The organism is Vibrio sp. YT-19(2023), assembly GCF_033337395.1.
On the sequence record NZ_JAWOQN010000014.1, the window covers coordinates 50,832 to 72,926 of the forward strand.

The 22,095-nt window shown below is 42.9% G+C and carries 21 protein-coding genes and 1 tRNA gene; 8 read left to right on the plus strand and 14 right to left on the minus strand.

The features are described 5' to 3' along the window. Nucleotides 1–3 precede the first annotated feature (3 nt). The gene (locus R7E78_RS12305) at nt 4–579 is read right to left on the minus strand and encodes an imm11 family protein (protein WP_033906464.1); all 576 of its coding nucleotides are present in this window, start codon (nt 577–579) and stop codon (nt 4–6) included. 849 nt (nt 580–1,428) lie between these two features. On the opposite strand from R7E78_RS12305, the gene R7E78_RS12310 reads away from it, so the two are divergent. From R7E78_RS12310 to R7E78_RS12320, 3 genes are all read left to right on the plus strand, one after another. Beyond that, nucleotides 1,429–2,070 (plus strand): murein L,D-transpeptidase catalytic domain family protein, encoded by a 642-nt coding sequence (locus tag R7E78_RS12310; RefSeq protein WP_033906463.1) that lies wholly within the window; start codon nt 1,429–1,431, stop codon nt 2,068–2,070. Between the two features lie 326 nt (nt 2,071–2,396). Then, nucleotides 2,397–2,855, plus strand: coding sequence for a hypothetical protein (locus R7E78_RS12315; RefSeq protein ID WP_017633653.1), 459 nt, complete (start codon nt 2,397–2,399; stop codon nt 2,853–2,855). Between the two features lie 86 nt (nt 2,856–2,941). Beyond that, on the plus strand, nt 2,942–3,265 hold the full coding sequence (locus R7E78_RS12320) for a hypothetical protein (RefSeq protein WP_005373158.1): 324 nt from the start codon (nt 2,942–2,944) through the stop codon (nt 3,263–3,265). A gap of 125 nt (nt 3,266–3,390) precedes the next feature. Here R7E78_RS12320 and R7E78_RS12325 read toward each other — a convergent pair whose 3' ends face one another. The 3 genes from R7E78_RS12325 to R7E78_RS12335 form a co-directional block, all read right to left on the minus strand. Next, complete coding sequence (locus R7E78_RS12325) at nt 3,391–4,071, minus strand: DedA family protein (protein WP_054577812.1); 681 nt, start codon at nt 4,069–4,071, stop codon at nt 3,391–3,393. A 50-nt stretch (nt 4,072–4,121) separates the two neighbouring features. Then, nucleotides 4,122–4,502 carry a hypothetical protein gene (locus tag R7E78_RS12330; protein ID WP_225478221.1) on the minus strand — a complete coding sequence of 127 codons (381 nt, stop codon included), beginning with the start codon at nt 4,500–4,502 and terminating at the stop codon, nt 4,122–4,124. A 144-nt stretch (nt 4,503–4,646) separates the two neighbouring features. Next, nucleotides 4,647–5,165, minus strand: coding sequence for a DUF4136 domain-containing protein (locus R7E78_RS12335; RefSeq protein WP_005373165.1), 519 nt, complete (start codon nt 5,163–5,165; stop codon nt 4,647–4,649). 371 nt (nt 5,166–5,536) lie between these two features. On the opposite strand from R7E78_RS12335, the gene R7E78_RS12340 reads away from it, so the two are divergent. After that, a tRNA-Gly gene (locus R7E78_RS12340) sits at nt 5,537–5,611 on the plus strand. Between the two features lie 16 nt (nt 5,612–5,627). On the opposite strand, the gene R7E78_RS12345 is transcribed toward R7E78_RS12340, so the two are convergent. Then, nucleotides 5,628–6,485: a sterol desaturase family protein gene (locus R7E78_RS12345; RefSeq protein ID WP_238855199.1), complete on the minus strand. Its 858-nt coding sequence runs from the start codon at nt 6,483–6,485 to the stop codon at nt 5,628–5,630. A gap of 7 nt (nt 6,486–6,492) precedes the next feature. Then, complete coding sequence (locus R7E78_RS12350) at nt 6,493–7,503, minus strand: DUF2804 domain-containing protein (protein WP_318057914.1); 1,011 nt, start codon at nt 7,501–7,503, stop codon at nt 6,493–6,495. 305 nt (nt 7,504–7,808) lie between these two features. Between R7E78_RS12350 and gdhA the strand changes: the two genes are divergently transcribed. Beyond that, the gene (gene gdhA, locus R7E78_RS12355) at nt 7,809–9,161 is read left to right on the plus strand and encodes an NADP-specific glutamate dehydrogenase (RefSeq protein WP_318057915.1); all 1,353 of its coding nucleotides are present in this window, start codon (nt 7,809–7,811) and stop codon (nt 9,159–9,161) included. Nucleotides 9,162–9,236: 75 nt separating this feature from the next. Here the strand turns inward: gdhA and R7E78_RS12360 are convergent, their stop codons facing one another. From R7E78_RS12360 to R7E78_RS12370, 3 genes are all read right to left on the minus strand, one after another. Continuing rightward, nucleotides 9,237–9,704: an OsmC family protein gene (locus R7E78_RS12360; RefSeq protein ID WP_318057916.1), complete on the minus strand. Its 468-nt coding sequence runs from the start codon at nt 9,702–9,704 to the stop codon at nt 9,237–9,239. A gap of 99 nt (nt 9,705–9,803) precedes the next feature. Then, nucleotides 9,804–12,161: an ATP-binding protein gene (locus R7E78_RS12365; protein ID WP_318057917.1), complete on the minus strand. Its 2,358-nt coding sequence runs from the start codon at nt 12,159–12,161 to the stop codon at nt 9,804–9,806. Beyond that, on the minus strand, nt 12,154–13,122 hold the full coding sequence (locus R7E78_RS12370; protein WP_017820324.1) for a cytochrome-c peroxidase: 969 nt from the start codon (nt 13,120–13,122) through the stop codon (nt 12,154–12,156). Before R7E78_RS12370 ends, R7E78_RS12365 begins: the two co-directional genes overlap by 8 nt. Nucleotides 13,123–13,620: 498 nt before the next feature. Between R7E78_RS12370 and R7E78_RS12375 the strand changes: the two genes are divergently transcribed. Both R7E78_RS12375 and R7E78_RS12380 read left to right on the plus strand, forming a co-directional pair. After that, nucleotides 13,621–14,997 carry an NfeD family protein gene (locus tag R7E78_RS12375; protein ID WP_167416095.1) on the plus strand — a complete coding sequence of 459 codons (1,377 nt, stop codon included), beginning with the start codon at nt 13,621–13,623 and terminating at the stop codon, nt 14,995–14,997. 10 nt (nt 14,998–15,007) lie between these two features. Next, a complete protein-coding gene (locus R7E78_RS12380; RefSeq protein ID WP_005373196.1) occupies nt 15,008–15,790 on the plus strand; it encodes a slipin family protein in 783 nt (260 codons plus the stop codon). A 41-nt stretch (nt 15,791–15,831) separates the two neighbouring features. Here R7E78_RS12380 and R7E78_RS12385 read toward each other — a convergent pair whose 3' ends face one another. Beyond that, nucleotides 15,832–16,266: a globin gene (locus R7E78_RS12385; protein ID WP_017633662.1), complete on the minus strand. Its 435-nt coding sequence runs from the start codon at nt 16,264–16,266 to the stop codon at nt 15,832–15,834. A gap of 243 nt (nt 16,267–16,509) precedes the next feature. Here R7E78_RS12385 and R7E78_RS12390 point away from each other — a divergent pair, with 243 nt between their 5' ends. Further along, nucleotides 16,510–17,166: an NAD(P)H-dependent oxidoreductase gene (locus R7E78_RS12390; protein WP_064354707.1), complete on the plus strand. Its 657-nt coding sequence runs from the start codon at nt 16,510–16,512 to the stop codon at nt 17,164–17,166. Nucleotides 17,167–17,262: 96 nt separating this feature from the next. Here the strand turns inward: R7E78_RS12390 and choV are convergent, their stop codons facing one another. From choV to betA, 4 genes are all read right to left on the minus strand, one after another. Beyond that, entirely contained in the window at nt 17,263–18,441 is a 1,179-nt protein-coding gene (gene choV / locus R7E78_RS12395; protein ID WP_167416097.1) for a choline ABC transporter ATP-binding protein, read from the minus strand. 2 nt (nt 18,442–18,443) lie between these two features. Continuing rightward, on the minus strand, nt 18,444–19,286 hold the full coding sequence (gene choW, locus R7E78_RS12400) for a choline ABC transporter permease subunit (RefSeq protein WP_005392552.1): 843 nt from the start codon (nt 19,284–19,286) through the stop codon (nt 18,444–18,446). 77 nt (nt 19,287–19,363) lie between these two features. Further along, nucleotides 19,364–20,302, minus strand: coding sequence for a choline ABC transporter substrate-binding protein (locus tag R7E78_RS12405; RefSeq protein WP_005382646.1), 939 nt, complete (start codon nt 20,300–20,302; stop codon nt 19,364–19,366). Between the two features lie 36 nt (nt 20,303–20,338). After that, nucleotides 20,339–22,054 (minus strand): choline dehydrogenase, encoded by a 1,716-nt coding sequence (betA, locus tag R7E78_RS12410; RefSeq protein ID WP_005373209.1) that lies wholly within the window; start codon nt 22,052–22,054, stop codon nt 20,339–20,341. Nucleotides 22,055–22,095: the final 41 nt, after the last annotated feature.

Consider the following 22,095-nt stretch of genomic DNA (forward strand, 5'->3'; position numbering starts at 1 on the left):
TTTTTAAACCAGCACTTCCTTGAAATCCAAACCGGTCAAATTCAGCGCTTTGACGCTATCGTACAAGCCACCTTTTTTGTCCGTGCAAAACGTTCTGAGCCCAGCACCTTTTACTCTGAACAAGTTAGATTCATTAACGGCTTCTCTATTCAAAACGAGTTTCTTAAACGGTCTAGCACGACTTAGCTTACCATGACGAAGATTATACTCGGTAGCAGAGGCATCAATGGCATCAATTTGAGTGACAATGTTTAATGCTCGCCAAGGCTTTCCTTGTAGATTTAATGGTAAAAATTCGACATTCTCGCTCAAAACATCGAGCTTATCCGCAATAGAAGCGGATACAGCAAGAGTAAAAGATCCCCATGCTGCAATATCAGGCCTGGGTAATGGCTTTTCACCCTTAACGTCTAACCATTCAATATCAATACTTTTCCAACTGGCTTTAACAGACTCTCCATAGAGTTGGATAGGTTTGCTTGCCGTTACTTGAAGAGACATTTCCAATGGCGACTCTTGCAACATTGCAAAATCATTAACATTGGGAGTGACAATAAACACTTTATTAAATGCTGTCATAACCGTCCTTAAATAAATTTGAGCGCTTTTCTTAATGAGACGAGCGCTTTCACACCAAACCAAACATAATAGATAGAGTTTACTTTCATGTTCAAAAATTTAATGAATTAATATCTGGCGTTCTTATCTTTTAATTTCGAAGTTTTATTATTTATATATTTTATATCCACACGATAGAATTATTTTTTCAATTTTTACTATGTACCCTTCCTTATGTAATCGAATAAATTAGAAAATAAACAATAGCACGCATCACTTCACTTTTGTCGAGCTCATCACTCTCACTTAAACGATACATTCACAAGTTCAATTTTTGAACGACTTAGACTTAGCTTTGTCAATCGTGAATTAAAAACAACCGATTCACCGTTGTTTTACTGCCTTTTCTTACCACCCTGTTGTTTATTCATACATTATAAATGCATTTATACACATAACGATTCGGCGTTACGATTTGTTACGAGTTAAATCACAAACTTTTGAGGTATTGGATAAAGCGTAGAAAAAGAAAACACATTGAAATAAAAAGAGTTTCTAAAGTACGAAAAATAAAACACCGTTTTTATAAATTAGCAACTTCACAAATATCCTTAAACACAGTTTTATTAATTACATATATCAGATATTATTTACGCCAAAGTTTATAGAAACCATCGTTAAACTTCATATTTTATATAAGTTTCAATTAGTTAGTTTTTAACTCGAAAACTTATCGTCAACCCAATATCAAGCACCTAAGCGTGCAATAAGAAACATTGGGAATAGAATTATATTGATGTGCATGTTGTTTTAACGAATGCATGAAGCAATCGGTAAATTTGTAACACCATAGAGTTTTATTTAGCCAAGATGAAAAAGTTAATTTTATTATTTACATGTGCGCTGTTGTCTGTCTCACCTTTTGCTTTTGCAAAACAATCAGATAACGAACCCAGGGATCATTTACGACCAAAGCAAGCTGAACATGTGTTTAAACAAGCCAAGCTAGATGGCATAGTAGACTTTAAGTTGTTCAGTGACGCTTACATCGCTTATCAGAAGACACCCGATAGAAAGAAGTCGGTACTAACGATCATCGACTATAGTAAACCATCAACTGAAAAGCGTTTTTATGTGGTTGATTTAGATAAAAAGAAGCTAATCTACAATACGTATGTTTCTCACGGCGTGAACAGCGGAAAGAAAACAGCGACACAGTTTTCAAATGTCGTGAACTCGCGAAAAACATCATTGGGCACTTTTTTGACTGATACCACTTACTACGGCTCAAATGGCTATTCACTTCGATTAGATGGGCTAAGCTCTGGATTAAACGACAAAGCTCGCGAGCGTTACATTGTCGTGCACGGTGCCGATTACGCAAACCCTTCCTTCATCAAGAAGAATGGATACCTCGGACGCAGTTGGGGTTGCCCTGCTTTGCCAGAGAAGTTGTCTCGCGAGATCATTGACACCATAAAAGGCGGCAGCGTTATTTACGCAAGTGCATAATATCGATGCGACACATATGGGGAAGAAAAAGAAGATTCTATTTCTTCCCTAGTAATAATCCTGTTAGCTTAATCGTCCTGTGCAACGACTCTCTTTCCATTTTCGCTTACTCGAAAGTGAAAATTATTGTGTTATTCGCTGATATACCTAAGTGCGATCAGAAAACTCTGTTCATCCCCCTTCCATCTCGTTAGTATACGCTGAGTTGATCAGACACTGGCTTTCATCGTTATCATAGTGCCACTAAGATTCCTTAATCATGGTGGGTAACTGTGGCTTTATATGTTTAGGGTTACTTCTTGCGTTATCTACACCGTATATTATTGATGCTTTCTTTGTCCCTGCTCTCAGGGCTCATCACAGCTTCATATGCGCATGAGTGGCACCACACCAAACATTACACTTCCGAGCGCTTACTTAAACTCTCTCAACAGGACGATTTTGAGCTAGCACACACTGATTTTCATGCCTCAGCTTCTCTGAGCTCTTGGGGTTCAGAAAGTTACTACCTACATATAAAGCGCGAGTTGTTCGGGCTTGTCTCCTGTCGCCGAACATCAGCTACTGATGGCGTTTTATCATCAGATTTTACTCCTGATTATTTTTTACTTATTGCTTTCTCTTCTCCACCACTACTGGAGTTGGCAAAACAAGCATCTCGCTTACCTCTAGACAGTTATGGCGGACTCATGAGTCAACGCTCTCTTTATCGCCTCTCAGGAAGAAAGGAAGCGAACTTAATGTACGTCTTTACTCATGGTCGCAACGCCTTCTCTGTTGTTTAACTTTTTATGACATACAGAGAACACGAAAATGTAACGATAAGAACCAATATGCTCATTGTTACTAGAACCAATTTGAGGTCCATATAATGACAAGAATCGCTACAACCATCGCACTAGCATTACTATTTGCAGCGGGCTCAACCTTAGCAAACACAGAAACTAAGCCAGAAGAAATGAGTAACGACACTCTGTTAGAGTGTGCCAACGTTTCTAACGCACGTATTGCAGTTCCGGAACACAGAGCGATGTTCAGACACTACTTAATGTCTGAGAGAGACTACAGCTTTGACCAGCTATCGTCTGCCGAACTTGAATTTAAAGCAGCAGATAAGAATGAGTCTGAAGTAGAGAACATCTACAAGTCTCAGTGCAAAGAAGTTGGCGAATACCTATATAGCATTGGCTATTAAATTCGAAACCCTAACGACACTCAAAAAGAAAGGCGCAATGTATGCGCCTTTCTTTTTACTGACAAAAACCTGTCGATTAGAGGTCTAATCTGCATACAAGCTTAAAAGTGCAAATCAAAGTAAACTTATTGGGAAAACTCTGACACATCCTTGGGTTTACAGGTCGCTCGACGTGCTTTAACAAACAAGAAACTAAGCACTCCAATCACAAGAGTAATTATTGGTGCCGCCATTAATAGCATTGTGATTGCTTTGCTCATATTTTCTGGTAGCAAAGGAAGTAATGAACCAAAACCGCATAATATCAGCGTCCATAAAATCGCACTCAGCCACGCAAAGTAATGGAATTTACTAATACGTTTCACTCGCAACCCCATCATTAATGGCAATAGGGAACGAACAACCGGAATAAACCGCGCGCACAAAAGCGCAACCAATCCATGTTTACTGAGTAATACGTCGACTTGTTCCAAACGCTTTTGAGGAACCGCACTCACCCAGCCTTGAACCTTAGGTAAGCGATTTAGCCACTTGCCTTGTAAATAAGCCGCCCAACTTCCCAACCCCGCACTAACAGCTATCACCAACATGATCATAATTGGGTCAAGGACGCCAACCGCCGCCAGCGTACCGGATAATACGACGACACTGTCGCATGGGAAAGGTGCAGCAGGAATAAAACCACTTTCCAAAAAGATACTCACAGCAACAACAAAATAAACCAAACCTGCACTGCCTGGCGCCATTAACGCCGTGAAATCTTGATGCCAAAAAGCACTCAAGACCTGAATGATCGAATCAAACATAAACCGCTCCTAAGCATAATTAACCAAAAGTTGCAAAAACATGGAATGTGTTAGCGAGCATGTATAAAGCGGTATATGAAATTCGATTCTTTTCTCACTCCGATTCTGTATTTAAAGTGAGTAAAAATACTTTCAATACAACAACCTAAAGCCTCATTGCCGATGCGTTTTAGCCGCTTCATCGAGTAAATTGCCGAACGATGCGCCCACCATGCTACATCAAGCATTTCAAACCATTCGGGTTCTACATCGTCGTTCGAGCTCATTTCCTTAGCATGGCTAACCCTCAATCTATTCCGGCTGTTTAAGCTCGGATAGTCTTGTTGTACTGGAGAGATAGGATGTTCTGAAAAGTGCTTCGACTTAGCGTCAACAGCAATATTCTGGTTATGAAAGGAAAGAAAATTTGGGTGTGAGTACGGCAGGCTCATGCTCGGAGCCAACAAGCAGAAAAGTAGTCCGAGTAAAGCAATCAGAGTCGTACGCACAAAGGTAACCAGAACCAAAATGATAAGTTCTTTTAACCCTGTGCGTAACTATTGGCAATTAGTATTCTTAATCGTTAAGAATACTAATTATTTTTCACCGTAAGGGTAGCTTTCAAACATCTTCGCGATTTCTTCTTGGATGAGAGATTCTCTTTTCTCAGAGCTCATTGACTCAGACAGTTTACGACTTGAAACGCCTTTCCAAACGACTTGATTAGCCTTTGCATCAACCAGTTCAACCACCAACTTCCCATACTTACGTTCTTTATATCTTTCTGGGCTTGAAGTGATCACACCAAAGCTATTCCAGCCATAGCCAAAGCTCACCGACGATCCTGAAGAAACAAGCTCGGATTCTTCTACGATATCATGATGTACGTAAAGGTCACCGCCACTATTTACCTTAATTAAACCCTTACTCTCAAGCTGTTCAGCAAGCCCTTGCTCAATACGTCGACCATCAATACTGGTAGGAGCTTCCGCCTGAGCACCGAAGTCAAACGTTCTGTAAGCTGAAAAGTCGGCTTGTTTATCTACATCGGTTGTAACGGTAGTACAAGCAGATACCAGCATCACCACCAGCCCTAATATCAAACCTCTCATCATGTTAAATCTCCTTTGGTTAAGCTGACTGTTTCAGCAGAATTACCCTGTGTTATACATACGCATCAACAGTAAAAAGTAATCATTTCAATATCTAGTCTTGACCATGAAACGTGACTGTTCAATAAACGAGATTAACCTTTACACAGAAAATCTTGAATATCATCAACATCTAAACACCTAAGAATTCGGTGTTTACGACCTAATTGGAAGCCCCTAGGCTTAGTAGCGGAATCGCGAGTGCCACAAAAAACCAGAGACAATGAACACTTTAACATCAGTCCGCTACTTTTTTAGGCAACTGACAAACATTTGATGAGAAAAGACTTTTCTTTTTCGTCCAGTGTGGCATATTAACTGAGTCCTATCGATGCGCGGGCATCGTATAATGGCTATTACCTCAGCCTTCCAAGCTGATGATGCGGGTTCGATTCCCGCTGCCCGCTCCAATCTCTTTATCTCAATTTACTCATAAAAATCCGATGGCGGAGCGAACAAACGGCGGCAGCGTTGTTTCCATGATAAGTTTGGTCGAGTTACGTCATAAAACATGTCTTTCCATTCTGCAAACGTCACGCGGATGGGATTAAAGCTGTTTACAGGTTTAGAAACCCCATACCGAACCGTTTCCACCTCTGGTTCAAACGTTCCGAACATTCGATCCCAAATAATTAATACACCCGCATAATTTTTGTCGATGTACTGACGGTTCACACCATGATGAACGCGATGATGAGACGGCGTGTTAAATACCCACTCTAGTGGCCCGAGCGAACGAATTGATTGGGTGTGAACAAAAAACTGTAAGCCCAGATTAAACAACACAACGAAGACAACCCATTTTGGCTCAAAACCAATAATCACCAAGGGCAACCAAAAAATCCACATCCCCGCTAGCGGATACATTAAACTTTGACGAAAGGCGGTACTGAAGTTCATTCTTTCCGAACTGTGATGAACAACGTGCGCGGCCCACATCCAACGAATACGATGGCTAGCCCGATGAAACCAGTAATAGAAAAAATCTTGCAGGACAACAAGTAAAAGAAAAGCTGAGACGCTCATTTCGATATCAAACAAACGCCAATCGAACCACCACAAATACAACTGAGCAATCAGTAAACCCGTGAGTATGTCTGTCGCTTGGTGTAAGCCCGCAAGAATAAAATTACACGCTACTTCAGGGAAGTAATACGTCGCGCTTTCAGGCAAGCGTCCCCTTCTTTGTCCGAACCAATATTCGGCAAGCATGCAGAAAAAGAAAACTGGAGCCAGAATCATCAGAAGTAATTCTGGGCGGTCCATCAACTGCGTCCAATCCATTGTGTTTCTACCATTTTGCATAGTGATCTTCAGTAAGACCCATAACTTCTTCTAACTGATGTTTGATGCCATTTCCATCGATAATATAGCCAGAGAAATAACCGATGTACTGACGAAAGTTACTTTTGAGAAGCCAAAAATTTTTCTTCTCTGAGCGTCGATTCAAAGGCGTGAACTGTAAGTTAACTCGTTTATCTTCCGACGTAATATGCCACTTTTGCCCTTCATCACTTCGTGAAAACTGAAACTGCACAGGTTGCAAAAAGTGACGCTGACCATTAATCCACAATGCATTTTCGCAATAGCCAGTTTCATTAACGCCAGCTGCCAAGTTCAACCCCAGACGCCTGTCATCCTCAAAGCAATTGATACTCGCCCAGCGCCAACTTGTTTCTCGCCGCATGTACCCAGCGGAAAAATCGTAACCAGCAGCCACCTCTGAAAGATCTTGCTCTTTTCCTAATATGAACAAGTTACCGTCTACTGCTAACGCATTGTGCTTCTGAGTATATGTCCAACCCGCATAACCTGTTGGCGTACACAACATTAATGGCAAACTCATATTTTCTGGACGTAAATAGAGATCCGCATTGACTGACTCTGTCACAAAGTGGACGTGCCAAATACCATCCTTAATAGAAAACTGAACTCTTTTGTTAGCAAGATGGGCAAGACTGCACCAACTGGAAGGCTGAGTTTGATAACCTATATTAAAAGGTTTCAACCATTGTTGCTCAATCAACTTATTCTTTTTAATATCAAACAGGTAGCAAAAGCCGGATGCTAAATACCGTATATCAGCAATCGCTACTACAATGACGTAATTAGGTGTGACCAAATTGACGAACTGAAACTGCTTATAATCGCGGTAACGGCGCCACTTAGACACCGGCTTATCCATCTCATCAAGGTAGGTAAATTTATCTAGCTGTAACGATGTTGGAATTCCATCAAGGTGGCCAAACGCTGGTAGGCCATTCTGCTGAATAAACGAGTTCAGAACCTTAAGCTCATCCATATAGTTGTCTTTTCACAAGTTATCACACACACAAACTTTAACATGACGTTAACATAAACAATTTGCGTAACTGCACAACAACATCGACTAAAGTGATTTCTGCTTGTTATATGTGAAACTGATCACTCAACCACCCGCTTACTTAGCTAGCCCTACCTATCTCAACCAACACAGCCTGGGTTAGAAGCTGCACATTCTCATCCGCAGGAAAGACCACTACAACCATTGAATCTTGGTCAAAATCACTATTTAATGGAAATACATTCATATAAACTGATTGCTTATTCACATCATGGAAGAAATCTATGTCATACATACACGATACTATTGTTGCGTTGCAACACAGTAGCCCTGCGCAAAAAGAATTTTACCAAGCGGTAGAAGAAATATTAACTTCTCTCGCGCCGGTAATAGAAGGCAATAATAAATATAAGGAACAAGCGATTATCCAGAGGATCGTCGAGCCAGAACGTCAAATCATGTTTCGAGTTCCTTGGGTTGATGATGCTGGAAATGTACAAGTAAACAAAGGTTATCGAGTTGAATTCAACTCTGCTTTGGGGCCGTACAAAGGAGGATTGAGATTCCATCACTCAGTCAATGCGAGCATCATAAAATTTCTCGGCTTTGAGCAAATTTTTAAAAACGCACTGACTGGCCTTCCTATCGGTGGCGGCAAAGGCGGTTCAAACTTCGATCCTAAAGGAAAATCCGACGGCGAGATCATGCGATTTTGCCAATCATTTATGAACGAGTTGTACCGTCACATCGGTCCTACCACCGATGTGCCCGCAGGCGATATCGGTGTCGGGGCGCGCGAAATTGGCTATATGTTTGGTCAATACAAACGATTGACGGGCCGCTACGAAGGTGTGCTTACAGGCAAGAGTCTGCTTTGGGGTGGCTCACTCGCCAGAAAAGAAGCGACAGGATATGGCGCCGTCTATTTTGCAGAGTGCATGCTCAACGACCGCAACGATTCATTGAAAGGGAAAACTTGTCTCGTTTCTGGTGCTGGCAACGTGGCTATCTACGCCATTGAAAAACTGTACCATATGGGAGCAACGCCAGTTACATGCAGCGACTCTCGAGGTACGATCTATCATGAGCACGGTATTGATCTTAAGCTCCTAAAACAACTGAAAGAAGTGAAAAGAGCAAGCTTAGAAGAATATTTAGAAACTTACCCTGAAGCAGAATACACACCAGAGGGCGACTATCCTAATGAAGGACATGCTGTTTGGCGATATCAGGCTGATGCTGCCTTCCCTTGTGCGACTCAAAATGAATTAACGTCAGACGACGCACTGGCTCTTATCGAAAACGGATGTATTTTGATTAGTGAAGGGGCGAACATGCCAACCACCCGTAATGCTGCCAATATTATCGTGGACTCGGACATAGCTTATGGGCCTGCAAAAGCAGCCAATGCAGGCGGCGTTGCAACCAGTCAACTTGAAATGGCGCAAAACGCCAGCATGCAAAACTGGACGTTTGAACAAGTGGATAGTCAGTTGCAAACCATCATGAAAAATATTTTCATCAATGCAAACGAAACCAGTAAAGAGTTTGGCCAACCTGGAAATTTAGTTTTAGGCGCCAACATTGCAGGCTTTAGAAAAGTCGCTGATGCAATGATTGAGCAAGGTGTCGTCTAGATGAACGAGCCAGCAGGATGACTGCTGGCTTAATATAACTCTGTAATAGGCCGCGCTTTCGATAAAGAGCTTCACTTAATTCACAATAAGCGTTGTCACTTCTGTTTTAACGGAGTTGGCGATAAAGCAATTCTCATGGGCCATGTGGTGCAGTTTTTCTAATTGAGATGGTGTCGGTTGTTTTTCACCTGAAAATGTTATCTTAGGGTTTAACGTTACCTTTGATACCCACTCTTTTCCGTTTTCGCCTTTTTCAAGCTCCCCTACCGCTTCATCGAAGTAACTGTCCACAACATAACGTCGCTTTGCTGCAATAGACAGGAAAACGAGCATATGACAACTAGAAAGTGCCGCGACAAACGCTTCTTCTGGATCAACGTTTTCTTCTACGGATAGTGGTAATGGTACTACGTGGGGAGATGGAGATGCTGGGACTTGCAACCCTCCATCAAATTGCCAAATGTGTGCCCGACTATACTTATTATCACTAAACTCTTCGCCAGCTTTACGATGCCATTTGATTAAAGCGGAATGCTTACTCATTCTAACTCCCTGATTTTCCGACGACGAATCAACACTATCCGTCCTTGCCACAGTAAACCACAACAAAATGAGTTAAGGAAAGCATCGCACTCACAGGGACTATAAAATCTGTTGAGGATCGGCATTGTTCCTCTGGATATCATCCAAAAGTCTATGAGACTGATGGATGTTGACCTGTAACCGATTGATCAGCATCTGCAACTGCTCAATCTCGGGACTTTGGTTGGCTTTAAGTTGAGTTTCCAGGGCCTCCGTTTGGCTCGCCAAAATAGGTAAACTTAGGTTCAGTGCCATCCCTTTCGTTTTGTGCAACGTCAGCTCTAATGAAGCAAAGTCTTCAGCCATAAAGTGTTCAATAAGCTCATCAACAGATGTCTCAAAATCGACAATAATGCTTTTTAGCAGCTCGTCGAGCGCTTCTGGCTCATCTCGTAAAGAAGCAAACATGCCTGAACGGGAGAGTTCTTCCTCTGTTAACCTTAAGTTCTCGATTGGCTTACGTTGCAACTGAAGCACATTGCTGTCATTCGTTAGTGGCGGATTCCGTTTCGGTTCGAGTCTGGCTGCAAACTGTTTGAGAGCGTCTGAAAAGCTCTCATGCTGTAGCGGTTTTGTAAGCACATGGTCTGCTCCTGCTTCAATAAAGCTATCGTGAGCTTCACGAAATACGTCTGCCGTGTACGCAAAGAGTAATGTCTTGATACCTAACTCTTTTCGGATAACGCGTGTCGCCTCAACGCCATTCATCTCGGGCATATGGTTGTCCATCAAGATCAGGTCGTACTCGTTCTCTTTCGCCTTTTTAACCGCGATTAATCCATTTTCTGCAACATCCACTTCATGCCCAAGCTTTTCGCAAAACCCTTTTGCCACAATGGCATTCACACGGTTATCATCAGCAAGTAGTATCTTTAAATGGTGTGATTTTGCGCGAGGTTTCGGTGCTTCTTGCTGCTTTTTCGGAGCAGATTCTACCCAAGGAATCGGCAACTCAACGATAAATTGACTTCCAACGCCTTCTATACTCTTCAGAGTAATATGGCCACCCATCAAATCGGTTAGTTTTTTGACGATGGCTAACCCAAGCCCTGTTCCGCCGAACCTTCGAGTCGTTGATGAGTCTGCTTGCTCAAACGAGTTAAAAATATGCTCGTGCTTGTCTGGCGCAATACCAATACCGGTGTCGCTCACGCGCATGACCAACAACTGATTCGATTCATCTAACTCAGTTCTAACCAGCACATGCCCTTCATTAGTAAACTTCACCGCGTTACCGGCGAGATTAAACAAGATCTGTCGTAAACGCGCACAATCCCCAGTAAATTCAGTATATTCAGAAATCTCGTTTTCCAAGATTAACTCGATATTTTTTTCATTAACAAGTGGTTTTATTGCGCTACACACCGGAGAAAGCACTTGATCGAGCTTAAACTTAGCTTGCTCAAATTCCAGTTTGTTTTCTTCAACTTTAGAAAAATCCAAAATATCGTTGAGGATAGTCATCAGATGCTGGCCAGAGTCAAGAATAACCCTAATGTGCTCTTTCGTCGTCGGCTCTTTGGTCTCTTCTGCAATCATTTGAGAAAGCCCTAGTACACCATTCATCGGCGTTCTTAGTTCGTGACTCATTGCAGCGAGAAAATTTGATTTCGCTTTTGCCGCTCGCTCGGCTTTGTTTCTCGCCTCTTCAATTTCAAGATTCAACTGTTTTAAGTTATTCATTCGGTGATGTGACTGATAAACAAACGCGCTAACTAGAAACATCACCGCAATAAATACAAACAACCACGTAAAACGCGCCTCACTTTGAGCAATATTGAGTAACCGATGCTCTGAGCTTTCGACAAACTCAATATAAGTGTGATCAAGCAGTTCATTCGTCAGCAATTCAATTCTTTTATCACTCGTTTGAAGCCGTTTAAGGAAGTTCGCTTCCTTTTCACTCTCAACTTCAGTTTGTGTTAGAAGCAACTGGTTGAGAAATTCAAAATAACGGCTGCCACCCAATGATTGACCGCTCTCGGTAGAAACATCTTGCTGATATAAATTGAACAACATGAGTAATGCATACCGATTTTCTACCTGAACACCAATTAACATATCAAGCTTCAACGTTGTTTGAAGCACTCGCTCCTTAAACTGTTCAAGCGTATCCCTAACTTTTATACGATTGGGTGTCACGGGAAACCAAACTGATGCCTTTGATGATTCCAACAGTGCCTGTGCTGCGATTTCTATCTCTACTAAAGATGTTGTTAACTCATAGTTTTTCCTATCTTCAACGGCATATCGGTTCACGATAACATCACGCTCTTCAATCAATTCATGTCCGATATTCATTAGCTCTGCATGAAATTCTTGAGCGTTTTTTGAATTCATATACGACATATACGCCAGTGTGCAGCACGTCAGTATCCCAATAAAAAAGCAAAAGTTGATCAGTTTGAATTTATTCATTTTCCAACACCTCTAAAATTATGGGTCTAGGTGCTGTCAACGACTGCAAGAATGCTTCAATGTCCGCTACATTCTCATCGTTCATCGTTATACCGAGCTGGGTTTTAGCCATGATTTGTATCGCGTCGGATAACTTATCGACTTGCCCATTATGAAAATAAGGACTCGTTAGCGCGACATTGCGTAAACTGGCTACTCTAAAATAGAATCGCTCTTCATCTTCTATCGTAACGAGTTGCCTGCCCGAGTCCTCTACTACTGGTTTATCCTTGAAATAGGCGAACCTTTGGATCATCGCTCCGCCGATATTTTTGCCCTGATGACACTGCACACAACCTGAAGTCTGAAATGTTTTCCAACCTCTGATTTGCTGTTCACTCAGTACATGCGTGTAACCCAATAAGTAAGCATCGAATGGTGCGCCAGGCGTCTGCAGCCCTTCAACAAACTCCACAATAGCGGACTTGATATTATGAACGTTAATCGGCAATTCACCGTCACGATTAAATAGAGCTTGATAATGTTCACTCTCTTTTACATATTGCTCTATTGTTTGCCAGTTTGAGTCCATTTCCATTGGATTATGGATTGGACCATCAATCTGAGCCATCAAGGTGTTTTCCGTACCATCCCATAAAAAACGATAATTTAACGCTGCATTAAACACTGTTATAGAATTTCTAATTCCATCACCTTTCACCCCCGTAGAGACAGGTGTATTTTCAGCGCCATTGGTTTGCAGATTGTGGCATGTCGCACAGCTGACATTACCATTTGACGATAATTGAGGATCGCGGAAGAGATGCCAGCCAATTCTCGCTAGCTTAATATCCACATTAGGATCACCCTGTATGGGCTGAACTAGGGAGATATCACCTAACATCTTCGCGTTTCTTGCGGTTGTTGTTTGGCTCAAAATGAGTGTTACAACAGCTAGTGCGATTGCGCTGAATTGCCTCATCAACTACATACCTTAAACTTGTCATTGATATGAATTCAGTTGCATTTTGGCGTTTTTTCCACCGACAGGAAGTTGAAAAAACGAGTTAAGTATTGCTTTGTTTAAGGCTTTGGTTGAAGAGGGAGTAATAAGGCGAATAGGAAGAAATCGATCGCCTTATGAGTAGCTAACGTATTGAAATCTGAGTTTAGTGTAGAAAAGCCAAAAACCGTTGAAACCAAGTCACCTCTCCATAGGAGATCAGATCGAAAATAGTAAAGAAAACGGCACAGATAACGGCCAACTTAATCAAACGCTGAACAATAAACATAAACATCACAATTACCAATAATTTGCTTTAGTTTACTATCTCACACAGCGTTTATATATAAAAAAGTAGTCTCCTAATTAGCCTCGGCAACTTATTCATTAGAACCTATACTCAAGCATCTCTAAGTTATTTGGATATACTTGAATTAGGATTTCAAAAAGTCCCTGTGACCACACAAGGAGGACTGCATGAAACGACTATGGATATGGTTCTTACCTTTACTCTTGATTGCCAGTCAAGCACTGGCGAATACCGTTTGGATTGTTCCTGTCAAAGGCGCTATAGGGCCTGCTACTAGCGACTATTTATCTCGTGAAATAGAAGAAGCTCAACTAAACGGTGTCAGTTTAGTGATCTTAGAGATGGACACACCAGGCGGCTTAGATAGCGCAATGCGAGATATTATTCACGCGATTACCACCTCCTCGACTCCCATTGCGACTTGGGTCGGCCCATCTGGTTCTAGAGCCGCCAGTGCCGGAACATACATCTTGCTCGCTAGTCACGTAGCCGCCATGGCTGAAGCGACAAACCTCGGAGCTGCAACGCCCGTCGCGTTAGGTGGTGCCCCTCAGCCCCCTTCATCGGATGATGGCAAAGATCAAAACGCGGAAGAAACGTCAGAAGGAACCAACGAAGGTTCAGAGAAAGTTCCCGCGAAAACCGCAATGGAGAAAAAGGTGATTAATGATGCTAGAGCCTATATTAAAGGCTTAGCAAAGCTTCATGGCCGAAATGCAGAGTGGGCAGAGAAAGCAGTGAGCGAAGCAGCGAGTTTGGACGCCACAGAGGCATTGGAATTAAACGTTATTGATTATATAGCCAACTCACCAGAGGATTTAGTCAAAGCCATTGATGGACAAACTGTTAAAGTTAACAATCGTGATGTGACATTGTCACTGAAAAATCCCGTATGGATTGAAAGAACACCCGATTGGCGAGCAGAAATGCTAGCCGTTATCACCAATCCAAACGTTGCCTACATTCTAATGCTCATCGGCATCTACGGTTTACTTCTTGAATTTTACAACCCAGGAATTGGCTTACCCGGTGTGCTAGGTGGGATTTGTCTGCTTCTTGCCATGTACGCACTACAAATGATGCCCGTCAACTACGCAGGTCTTGGTCTGCTGTTACTCGGTATTGCACTAATGATAGCGGAAGCATTCAGCCCGAGCTTTGGTATTTTGGGCTTAGGCGGCGTTGTCGCCTTTGTACTCGGTTCGATATTTCTCATGGACAGTGAGTTACCAGGATTCCAGATCGCCCTTCCTTTGATTTTTGGTATTGCCATATTTTCCGTGGCTCTAATCGTGCTGACCGTCGGCCTGCTGCTCAAAATTCGTCGCCGGCGTGTAACGACGGGTTTAGAGACTTACCCTGGGAAGGTCGCCGTGGTAAGCGATGACTTTATCGATGGCGAAGGACGCGTTCAACTCAACGGTGCGTTATGGCGAGCTAAAGCCAAAGACCATCAACAATTCAAACAAGGTGATCACGTCACCATTGTTAATGTTAAAGGGCTGACCTTAACTGTGATGCCTGATGACCGCCAAAATAAATAGGAGGCGCTTTATGATGCTCTATACCGTTGCGGTGATCGTGGTGCTGCTGTTCGCACTAGCGACCCAAATGTTCAAGGTTTTGAGAGAATACGAACGTGGGGTTGTGTTCTTTCTTGGTCGATTTCAAGAAGTCAAAGGACCTGGTTTGATCATCCTTATCCCATTTATTCAGCAAATGGTGAGGGTTGATTTACGTACTGTCGTTTTGGATGTGCCGACACAAGATTTAATTACCAAAGATAACGTTTCTGTGCGCGTCAACGCGGTCGTTTATTTTCGCGTAGTCGATCCTCAAATGGCGATTAACAATATTGAAAGCTACAGCGATGCCACCAGTCAGTTAGCACAAACCACGCTGCGCTCGGTATTGGGTCAGCATGAACTCGATGAATTGCTATCAGAGCGAGAACGCCTCAATAAGGATTTACAATCCATTCTCGATCAACAGACTGATGACTGGGGAATCAAGATTGCTACGGTTGAAGTCAAACATGTTGATTTAAATGACAGCATGGTCAGAGCCCTAGCCCGTCAGGCAGAAGCAGAACGTAACCGTAGGGCGAAGATCATTCACGCTACTGGTGAGTTAGAGGCTTCAAATAAATTAAAAGAAGCAGCGCAAATGCTCAACGAAGCACCGAATGCACTGCAATTACGTTACATGCAGACACTCACTGAAATCACTACAGACAAAACATCCACTATTATTTTTCCAATGCCGATCAATCTTGTCGAAGCTGTCAGTGATATCGCCGAAGCGGTGAAAAAGAATAAAGAGACACAAGATAAGTAAGATTCTGCCCCTAGGAAGTAACGACCACTCACGTTACTTCCTTATTTGGTACTCGCTTTAAGGATGTGCCCATCTTCTTTATCACATTCTTGTTTCATTACTTCTAAGCCCGTTTTAAAGCATGTTCGCCAAGCGGTTTCAACATCGGCATCGTACCCAGAATCACACTGCCGAACCGTTTCTAACAAACTCTCAAGCCAAACATCAAAATCCTGCGGCTCTATACCAATATCTGCACTTGCATGCTTTTTCCCATACTTTTCCACCATTTTGTGCGCTTCGGTCGAGGTATCTGCCATCATAAAAAATACGATAGACCCTCTAAGCATTCTCACTTGTTGGTGCATGTCTATACCGTCAAACTTCTGTCTAAAGTTGGCACTTTTCGACCATAAATTTTTGTAGAACAAGTCGAAAAACTCCTGATCTGAAGTACAACGTTCATAGCTATCATTAAAAACTTCAATCACGTTCATGTTGCTTTCCCCTACGCCTTAATATGAATTTAATTTAATATCAAATAAAAGCTTCCAAATAAGGACTTTTAAGTTTCAAACCGATCAACCCACATCGATTTTCAACAAAAAGTAAAAAGTGATTTAAATAAACACCCTCTTATCAATGAAAAAATATCCATTATCATGAACCCATATTCGAGGTACGCATGGTTGTCGATGCTAGTGCATCCTCATCTGTCATCACATAAAGAGGATATAAACGTGTCCCATCAAATCATTACCGATCTAAATAGCCGTTACACTGCAAAAAAATATGATGAAACCAAGCGCGTTTCTCAAGAAGACATGGCGATAATCAAAGAAGCACTGCGCTTGTCAGCGTCTTCTATCAACTCACAACCATGGAAATTCATCGTTATTGAAAGTGATGAAGCGAAGCAACGTTTCCACAATACGTTTGCAAATATGCATCAGTTTAACCAACCACACGCGAAAGCCGCATCACATACGATTCTGTTTGCTTACGATCCTAAATTTACTAAAGAGAAATTTGCGAAGCGTGTGGATGCAGAAGTAACATCTGGCCACTTGCCAGCGGAGATGTACAACAACTTTATGGGTGCTTACGCTTTTGCCGATGCAAATACGGACGAAAATGGCTTCAACGGAAACTGGACAAAAGCACAAGTCTATTTGGCACTAGGCAACCTACTACACACATTGGCACGACTAGGCATTGACTCAACACCGATGGAAGGTGTCGATCCTGCTCTGATTGGAGAAGAGTTTAAAGAAGAGCTCGAGGGCCATATCTGTGAAGTTGCGCTAGCGATTGGCTACCATAAAGATGGGGAAGATTATAATCATGGTCTTCCAAAAGCGCGCCTTGCAATGGATGACGTAATTACGACTCTATAGTCGACCATTGTCTTAGCTTAGCGACTTAAATCATTGTTTAAACTAAAAAGAGCCGCACATTAATGCGGCTCTTTTTTACTTGGTTCTGCGTCAACTTTACGCAACTTGCTCTGACTTAAAATTACCAAGCAATGCATCGTAAAGCTCATTGTCGCTCAACACACCAACCAGTTTATTATCTTCAACCATAAGCAGAGGTTGATTGCTACGCTGTTTAAGTTCAATCGCTTCTCGCATACTGATTTCTGGGCTAACCTGAACCAGAGAGTTTTTATTAACTTCGTCAAGGTTCGAAGAGTCGCTCTTCCATTGAATCAACGATTTACCTTTATCCGCTAAACTTAACCCCTTGCTCTCTTGTATCACCCAAATATCTTTATCAGGGCAAATCAGAACACGCGTATCTTCGCGAACCAAATCGTCACGCATTAAGGAACGTCCCTTCAGTACATTTAATGGATTAGTGTGAGCAACAAAGTCCGCCACATAATCGTTTTCTGGAGCAAGAATGATCTGTTCTGGCTTGCCATGTTGAATCAGCTTTCCTGATTCCATAATGGCGATGTTGTTGCCGATTTTAAGCGCCTCATCCAAGTCGTGACTTACAAAAAGAATGGTTTTGTTTAGCTTTTCTTGAAGCAGAATCAATTCATCTTGAAGCTGAGCACGAATCAATGGATCAAGTGCTGAAAACGGTTCATCCATTAACAAGATATCAGTGTCCATCGCAAACGCTCGCGCTAGGCCAACACGCTGCTGCATACCACCAGAAAGCTCGTGCGGGAATTTGGTTTCCCACTCAGATAAACCGACCATTTCGAGCTGTTCACGCGCCTTTTTACGACGCTCTGCTTTACCAATGCCTTGCATCTCTAGACCAAACGCTACATTGTCTAACACCGTTAACCATGGCATCAATGCAAACTTCTGAAACACCATGGACACGCGGTGCGTACGAAGGTGGCGCAGTTTCTGTTCGTCACAGTTAGAGAGCTCAACCATATCGTCGCCGTCTTTAATTTTTAGAGAGCCACGAGAAATGTCGTTCAATCCGTTCACCGTTCGCAGCAAACTTGATTTACCCGAGCCCGAAAGCCCCATCAAAACACAGATCTCACCCTGTTTCACGTTCAGCGAAACATTATCAACCCCAACCACTTGGCCAGTTTCATCAATGATTTCTTGTCGAGACTTCCCTTGATCTAGTAGTGCTAGCGCCTGTGCTTGTTGCTGACCAAAAACGACATCAAGATTGTGAATAGTAATAGCGTCCATGATTATGCCTCCTTCTGGTTTGGTGCTTTACACAAGCGATCAAGAATGATGGCAACGAGTACAATCGCTAAACCAGCTTCAAAACCTTGTGAAATGTTTACCGTATTCAGTGCACGTACGACTGGCTTACCAAGCCCATCAGCACCAACAAGCGCCGCAATGACCACCATAGAAAGAGACAACATAATGCACTGCGTAACGCCAGCCATAATACTTGGCAATGCCGCAGGCAACTCTACCTTGAACAGTAGCTTCATGCGGCTGGCACCAAATGCTTTACCCGCTTCAAGTAGCTCCTCCGGCACTTTAATAATGCCGAGGTACGTCAAGCGAATGGGTGCTGCGATAGCAAAAATGATGGTCGAGATTAGGCCAGGAACAATACCCAATCCAAACAGAACCAAGGTTGGAATTAGGTAAACGAATGTCGGGACGGTCTGCATTAAATCGAGTATTGGCCGCAACAAGGTGTATAACCAAGGACGGTGCGCCGCCATAATGCCCAACGGCACGCCAATTAATACGGAAATCGTTGTCGCTGCAAACACAAGGACAAAGGTTTCCAGCATTTCTTGCCAGTAACCAAGGTTGAGAATTGCGAGTAAGGCCAACACGATAAATACGACAAGAGGAATACTGCGATGTAAGAACCAAGCAATTGCCGCCGTCATAATGATTGGCGCTGCAGGTGGCATCCATTTAAAAATGTCCACCACGAAAAGAATGATCGTTTCAAGTGTAATAGAGATTGCATCGAAAAAACCCGATGCATTGATGGTTAACCAATCGACGCCAGTTTCCATCCATTGGCCCAACGGTAGTTTGTTGTCCGTAATAAAATTCAAAATAAAACCTTTGTGTTAATGAAGCGGGCAAAACTCTGCCCACTTTCTTTTAAAAAAACGAGCTCAAATACTGCTTATTAAGCGTTTGTTTTTAAGTAGTTTGTAATAGCTGTTAGCGCATCTTGGCCATCTACCGTTTTCACGCCCTCTAGCCACGCTTCAATTTGCTCTTGGTTTGCATTCAACCATGCTTGCGCTGCTTTTGATGGCTTCTGTTTCTGGTTAAGAATCGCTTCCATCAGTTCATTTTCCATTTCTAGGTTAAACTCTAGATTTTTCACTAGCTGACCTACATTTGGACACTCAGCGAGGTAATTTTTACGTACGTTTGTGTAGACGTTCGCGCCGCCGTAGTTAGGACCGAAGAAGTCATCACCACCCGCTAGATATTCCATTTCAACGTTACTATTCATTGGGTGCGGCGCCCAACCTAGGTACACAATCCATTGATTGCGGCGTGCGGCACGTGATACTTGAGATACCATGCCTGCTTCACTGGACTCAACTAGGCTGAAATCTTTTAGGCCGAATGCGTTACTATCAATCATTGACTGAATTAAGCGGTTGCCATCGTTTCCAGGTTCAATGCCGTAAATGCGGTCTTTAAATTTGTCGGCATGTTTTACTAGGTCAGCGAAGTTGGTCACGCCTGCGTCATAAACGTATTTTGGAACCGCTAGCGTGTATTTTGCGCCAACGAGGTTCGCGCGTACGGTTTCAACGGTACCTGCATCACGGTATTTCGCGATATCACCTTCCATCGTTGGCATCCAGTTACCTAAGAAAATGTCGATATCGCCATTAGCCATAGAGGAGTAAGTTACAGGCACAGACAGAAGATCAGTCTTCGTTTTGTACCCCAACCCTTTAAGTAACTCTGATGTAACGGCAGTGGTCGCAGTGATGTCAGTCCAACCTACATCTGCGAAACGAACCGTTTCACATTGGTTGGCGTAAGCGCCTGTTGCTAAAGTACTTAGTGCAATTGTTGAGAAGATTTTTGTCATCTTAGACATGTTGAATTCCTTGTAATGATTACTGACTTTTTCATTTTATGAGATCGAATCGAGATCTCTTTTTGGCGGATGCATTCGTTGCATCTCTTGCCAGTCCGGTGCAATCCAAACTGGTACGTTGTTCGACGTTTCTAGGGCGTTATCCAAAATCATATCCGCGGCGCGTTCTGCCACCATAATCGTTGGCGCATTTAAATTACCGTTCGGAATGGTTGGGAAAATAGAAGAGTCCACCACACGCAAGCCTTGAATACCGCGTACTTGGCATCGCTCATTTAAGACGGCTAATGGGTCATTATCTGCGCCCATTTTGCAGGTACAAGATGGATGGTAAGCACTCTCGACGTTTTGCTTCACCCATTCATCAATCTGTTCATCCGTTGTGATGTTCAGACCGGGTTGGATCTCGTCCCCACGAAACTCATCCATGGCTGGCTGATTGAGGATCTCGCGAGTAAGGCGAATACAATCACGCCAATCCTGCTTATCTTGTTCAGTGGAAATGTAGTTAAACTCAATCTTCGGCTTATCATTCGGATTCGCAGAGACAACTTCGACCGACCCGCGACTTTCTGGCTTGTTAGGTCCGACGTGCACTTGGAAACCATGACCATCAAAAGCAGCTTGCCCGTCATAGCGCATTGCCGCTGGCAAGAAGTGATATTGAATATTTGGCCACTTTAGTCCTTCACGAGAGCGGATAAACGCACACGATTCAAAGTGGTTAGTAGCACCAAGGCCTTTGCGAGTTAATATCCACTCAGTGCCAATCAAGCCCTTGCTCACCAACCCTAATTTGCTGTTGAGCGTGATAGGTTGTTTACAGTGATATTGGAAGTACACTTCTAAGTGATCTTGCAGGTTTTTACCTACTCCCTCCAACGAGTGTTTCACCTCAATGCCCGCTTTTTCTAATACTGCCTTAGGGCCAATGCCTGAAAGCTGCAACAGCTGAACGGAGCCAACCGAACCCGCACTCGAAATCACTTCATTATTCGCAAAACATTGCTGAATTGAACCTGACTTTTCAAATTCAACGCCTACCGCTTTCTTGCCTTCTGCACCAGTTTCTTCTAATAAAACTCGATGAACCGTCACCCTCTTCATTAGGGTGAAGTTTTTGCGTTTTTTAGCACGGCTTAAGTATGCGTTAGAGGTTGAAGCGCGTACGCCTTTGTCGACGGTCATATGCATTGGGCCAAAGCCCTCTTGTTGATAACCGTTGTAATCTTTTGTTTCTGGGTAGCCCGCTTCTTTGCCTGCATCAATAAAAGCTTGGTACAGTGGATTGAGCTTCATATCGTTGCCGTTACATGTGCCGACTGGCCCGTGATCGCCCCGATATTCATCAGCACCACCAATCCAAGACTCTGCTTTACGGAAATAAGGCAAACACGACTGATAATTCCAGCCTTTCGCTCCTTCCTCTTCCCACTGGTCAAAGTCACAAGCGTGTCCGCGAACGTAAACCATGCCGTTGATAGATGAGCTACCGCCCAGAACTTTTCCGCGAGGACAATGAAGTTGGCGACCATCCAACCCTTGCTCTTCAACCGTCTCAAACTGCCACGCGTATTTTTCAGTATTCATCGGGTAAGAAAGCGCTGTTGGCATTTGGATAAAAATACTTTTATCCGACCCACCCGCTTCGAGTAATAGAACCGAATTTTGACCACTTTCACTTAAGCGATCCGCTAACACACAGCCGGCCGAACCCGCACCGACGATGATGTAATCGTAGTGTTGTTGCATTTTTATTCTCCTAGGAGTTAATACGAATCACCGTAGATAAG

Bases quoted from the DNA above. Each gene is read 5' to 3' on its own strand.
- R7E78_RS12305 (WP_033906464.1), bottom strand. From the start codon at position 579: ATGACAGCATTTAATAAAGTGTTTATTGTCACTCCCAATGTTAATGAT.
- R7E78_RS12310 (WP_033906463.1), top strand. From the start codon at position 1,429: ATGAAAAAGTTAATTTTATTATTTACATGTGCGCTGTTGTCTGTCTCA.
- R7E78_RS12315 (WP_017633653.1), top strand. From the start codon at position 2,397: ATGCTTTCTTTGTCCCTGCTCTCAGGGCTCATCACAGCTTCATATGCG.
- R7E78_RS12320 (WP_005373158.1), top strand. From the start codon at position 2,942: ATGACAAGAATCGCTACAACCATCGCACTAGCATTACTATTTGCAGCG.
- R7E78_RS12325 (WP_054577812.1), bottom strand. From the start codon at position 4,071: ATGTTTGATTCGATCATTCAGGTCTTGAGTGCTTTTTGGCATCAAGAT.
- R7E78_RS12330 (WP_225478221.1), bottom strand. From the start codon at position 4,502: ATGAGCCTGCCGTACTCACACCCAAATTTTCTTTCCTTTCATAACCAG.
- R7E78_RS12335 (WP_005373165.1), bottom strand. From the start codon at position 5,165: ATGATGAGAGGTTTGATATTAGGGCTGGTGGTGATGCTGGTATCTGCT.
- R7E78_RS12345 (WP_238855199.1), bottom strand. From the start codon at position 6,485: ATGGATTGGACGCAGTTGATGGACCGCCCAGAATTACTTCTGATGATT.
- R7E78_RS12350 (WP_318057914.1), bottom strand. From the start codon at position 7,503: ATGGATGAGCTTAAGGTTCTGAACTCGTTTATTCAGCAGAATGGCCTA.
- gdhA (WP_318057915.1), top strand. From the start codon at position 7,809: ATGTCATACATACACGATACTATTGTTGCGTTGCAACACAGTAGCCCT.
- R7E78_RS12360 (WP_318057916.1), bottom strand. From the start codon at position 9,704: ATGAGTAAGCATTCCGCTTTAATCAAATGGCATCGTAAAGCTGGCGAA.
- R7E78_RS12365 (WP_318057917.1), bottom strand. From the start codon at position 12,161: ATGAATAAATTCAAACTGATCAACTTTTGCTTTTTTATTGGGATACTG.
- R7E78_RS12370 (WP_017820324.1), bottom strand. From the start codon at position 13,122: ATGAGGCAATTCAGCGCAATCGCACTAGCTGTTGTAACACTCATTTTG.
- R7E78_RS12375 (WP_167416095.1), top strand. From the start codon at position 13,621: ATGAAACGACTATGGATATGGTTCTTACCTTTACTCTTGATTGCCAGT.
- R7E78_RS12380 (WP_005373196.1), top strand. From the start codon at position 15,008: ATGATGCTCTATACCGTTGCGGTGATCGTGGTGCTGCTGTTCGCACTA.
- R7E78_RS12385 (WP_017633662.1), bottom strand. From the start codon at position 16,266: ATGAACGTGATTGAAGTTTTTAATGATAGCTATGAACGTTGTACTTCA.
- choV (WP_167416097.1), bottom strand. From the start codon at position 18,441: ATGGACGCTATTACTATTCACAATCTTGATGTCGTTTTTGGTCAGCAA.
- R7E78_RS12405 (WP_005382646.1), bottom strand. From the start codon at position 20,302: ATGTCTAAGATGACAAAAATCTTCTCAACAATTGCACTAAGTACTTTA.
- betA (WP_005373209.1), bottom strand. From the start codon at position 22,054: ATGCAACAACACTACGATTACATCATCGTCGGTGCGGGTTCGGCCGGC.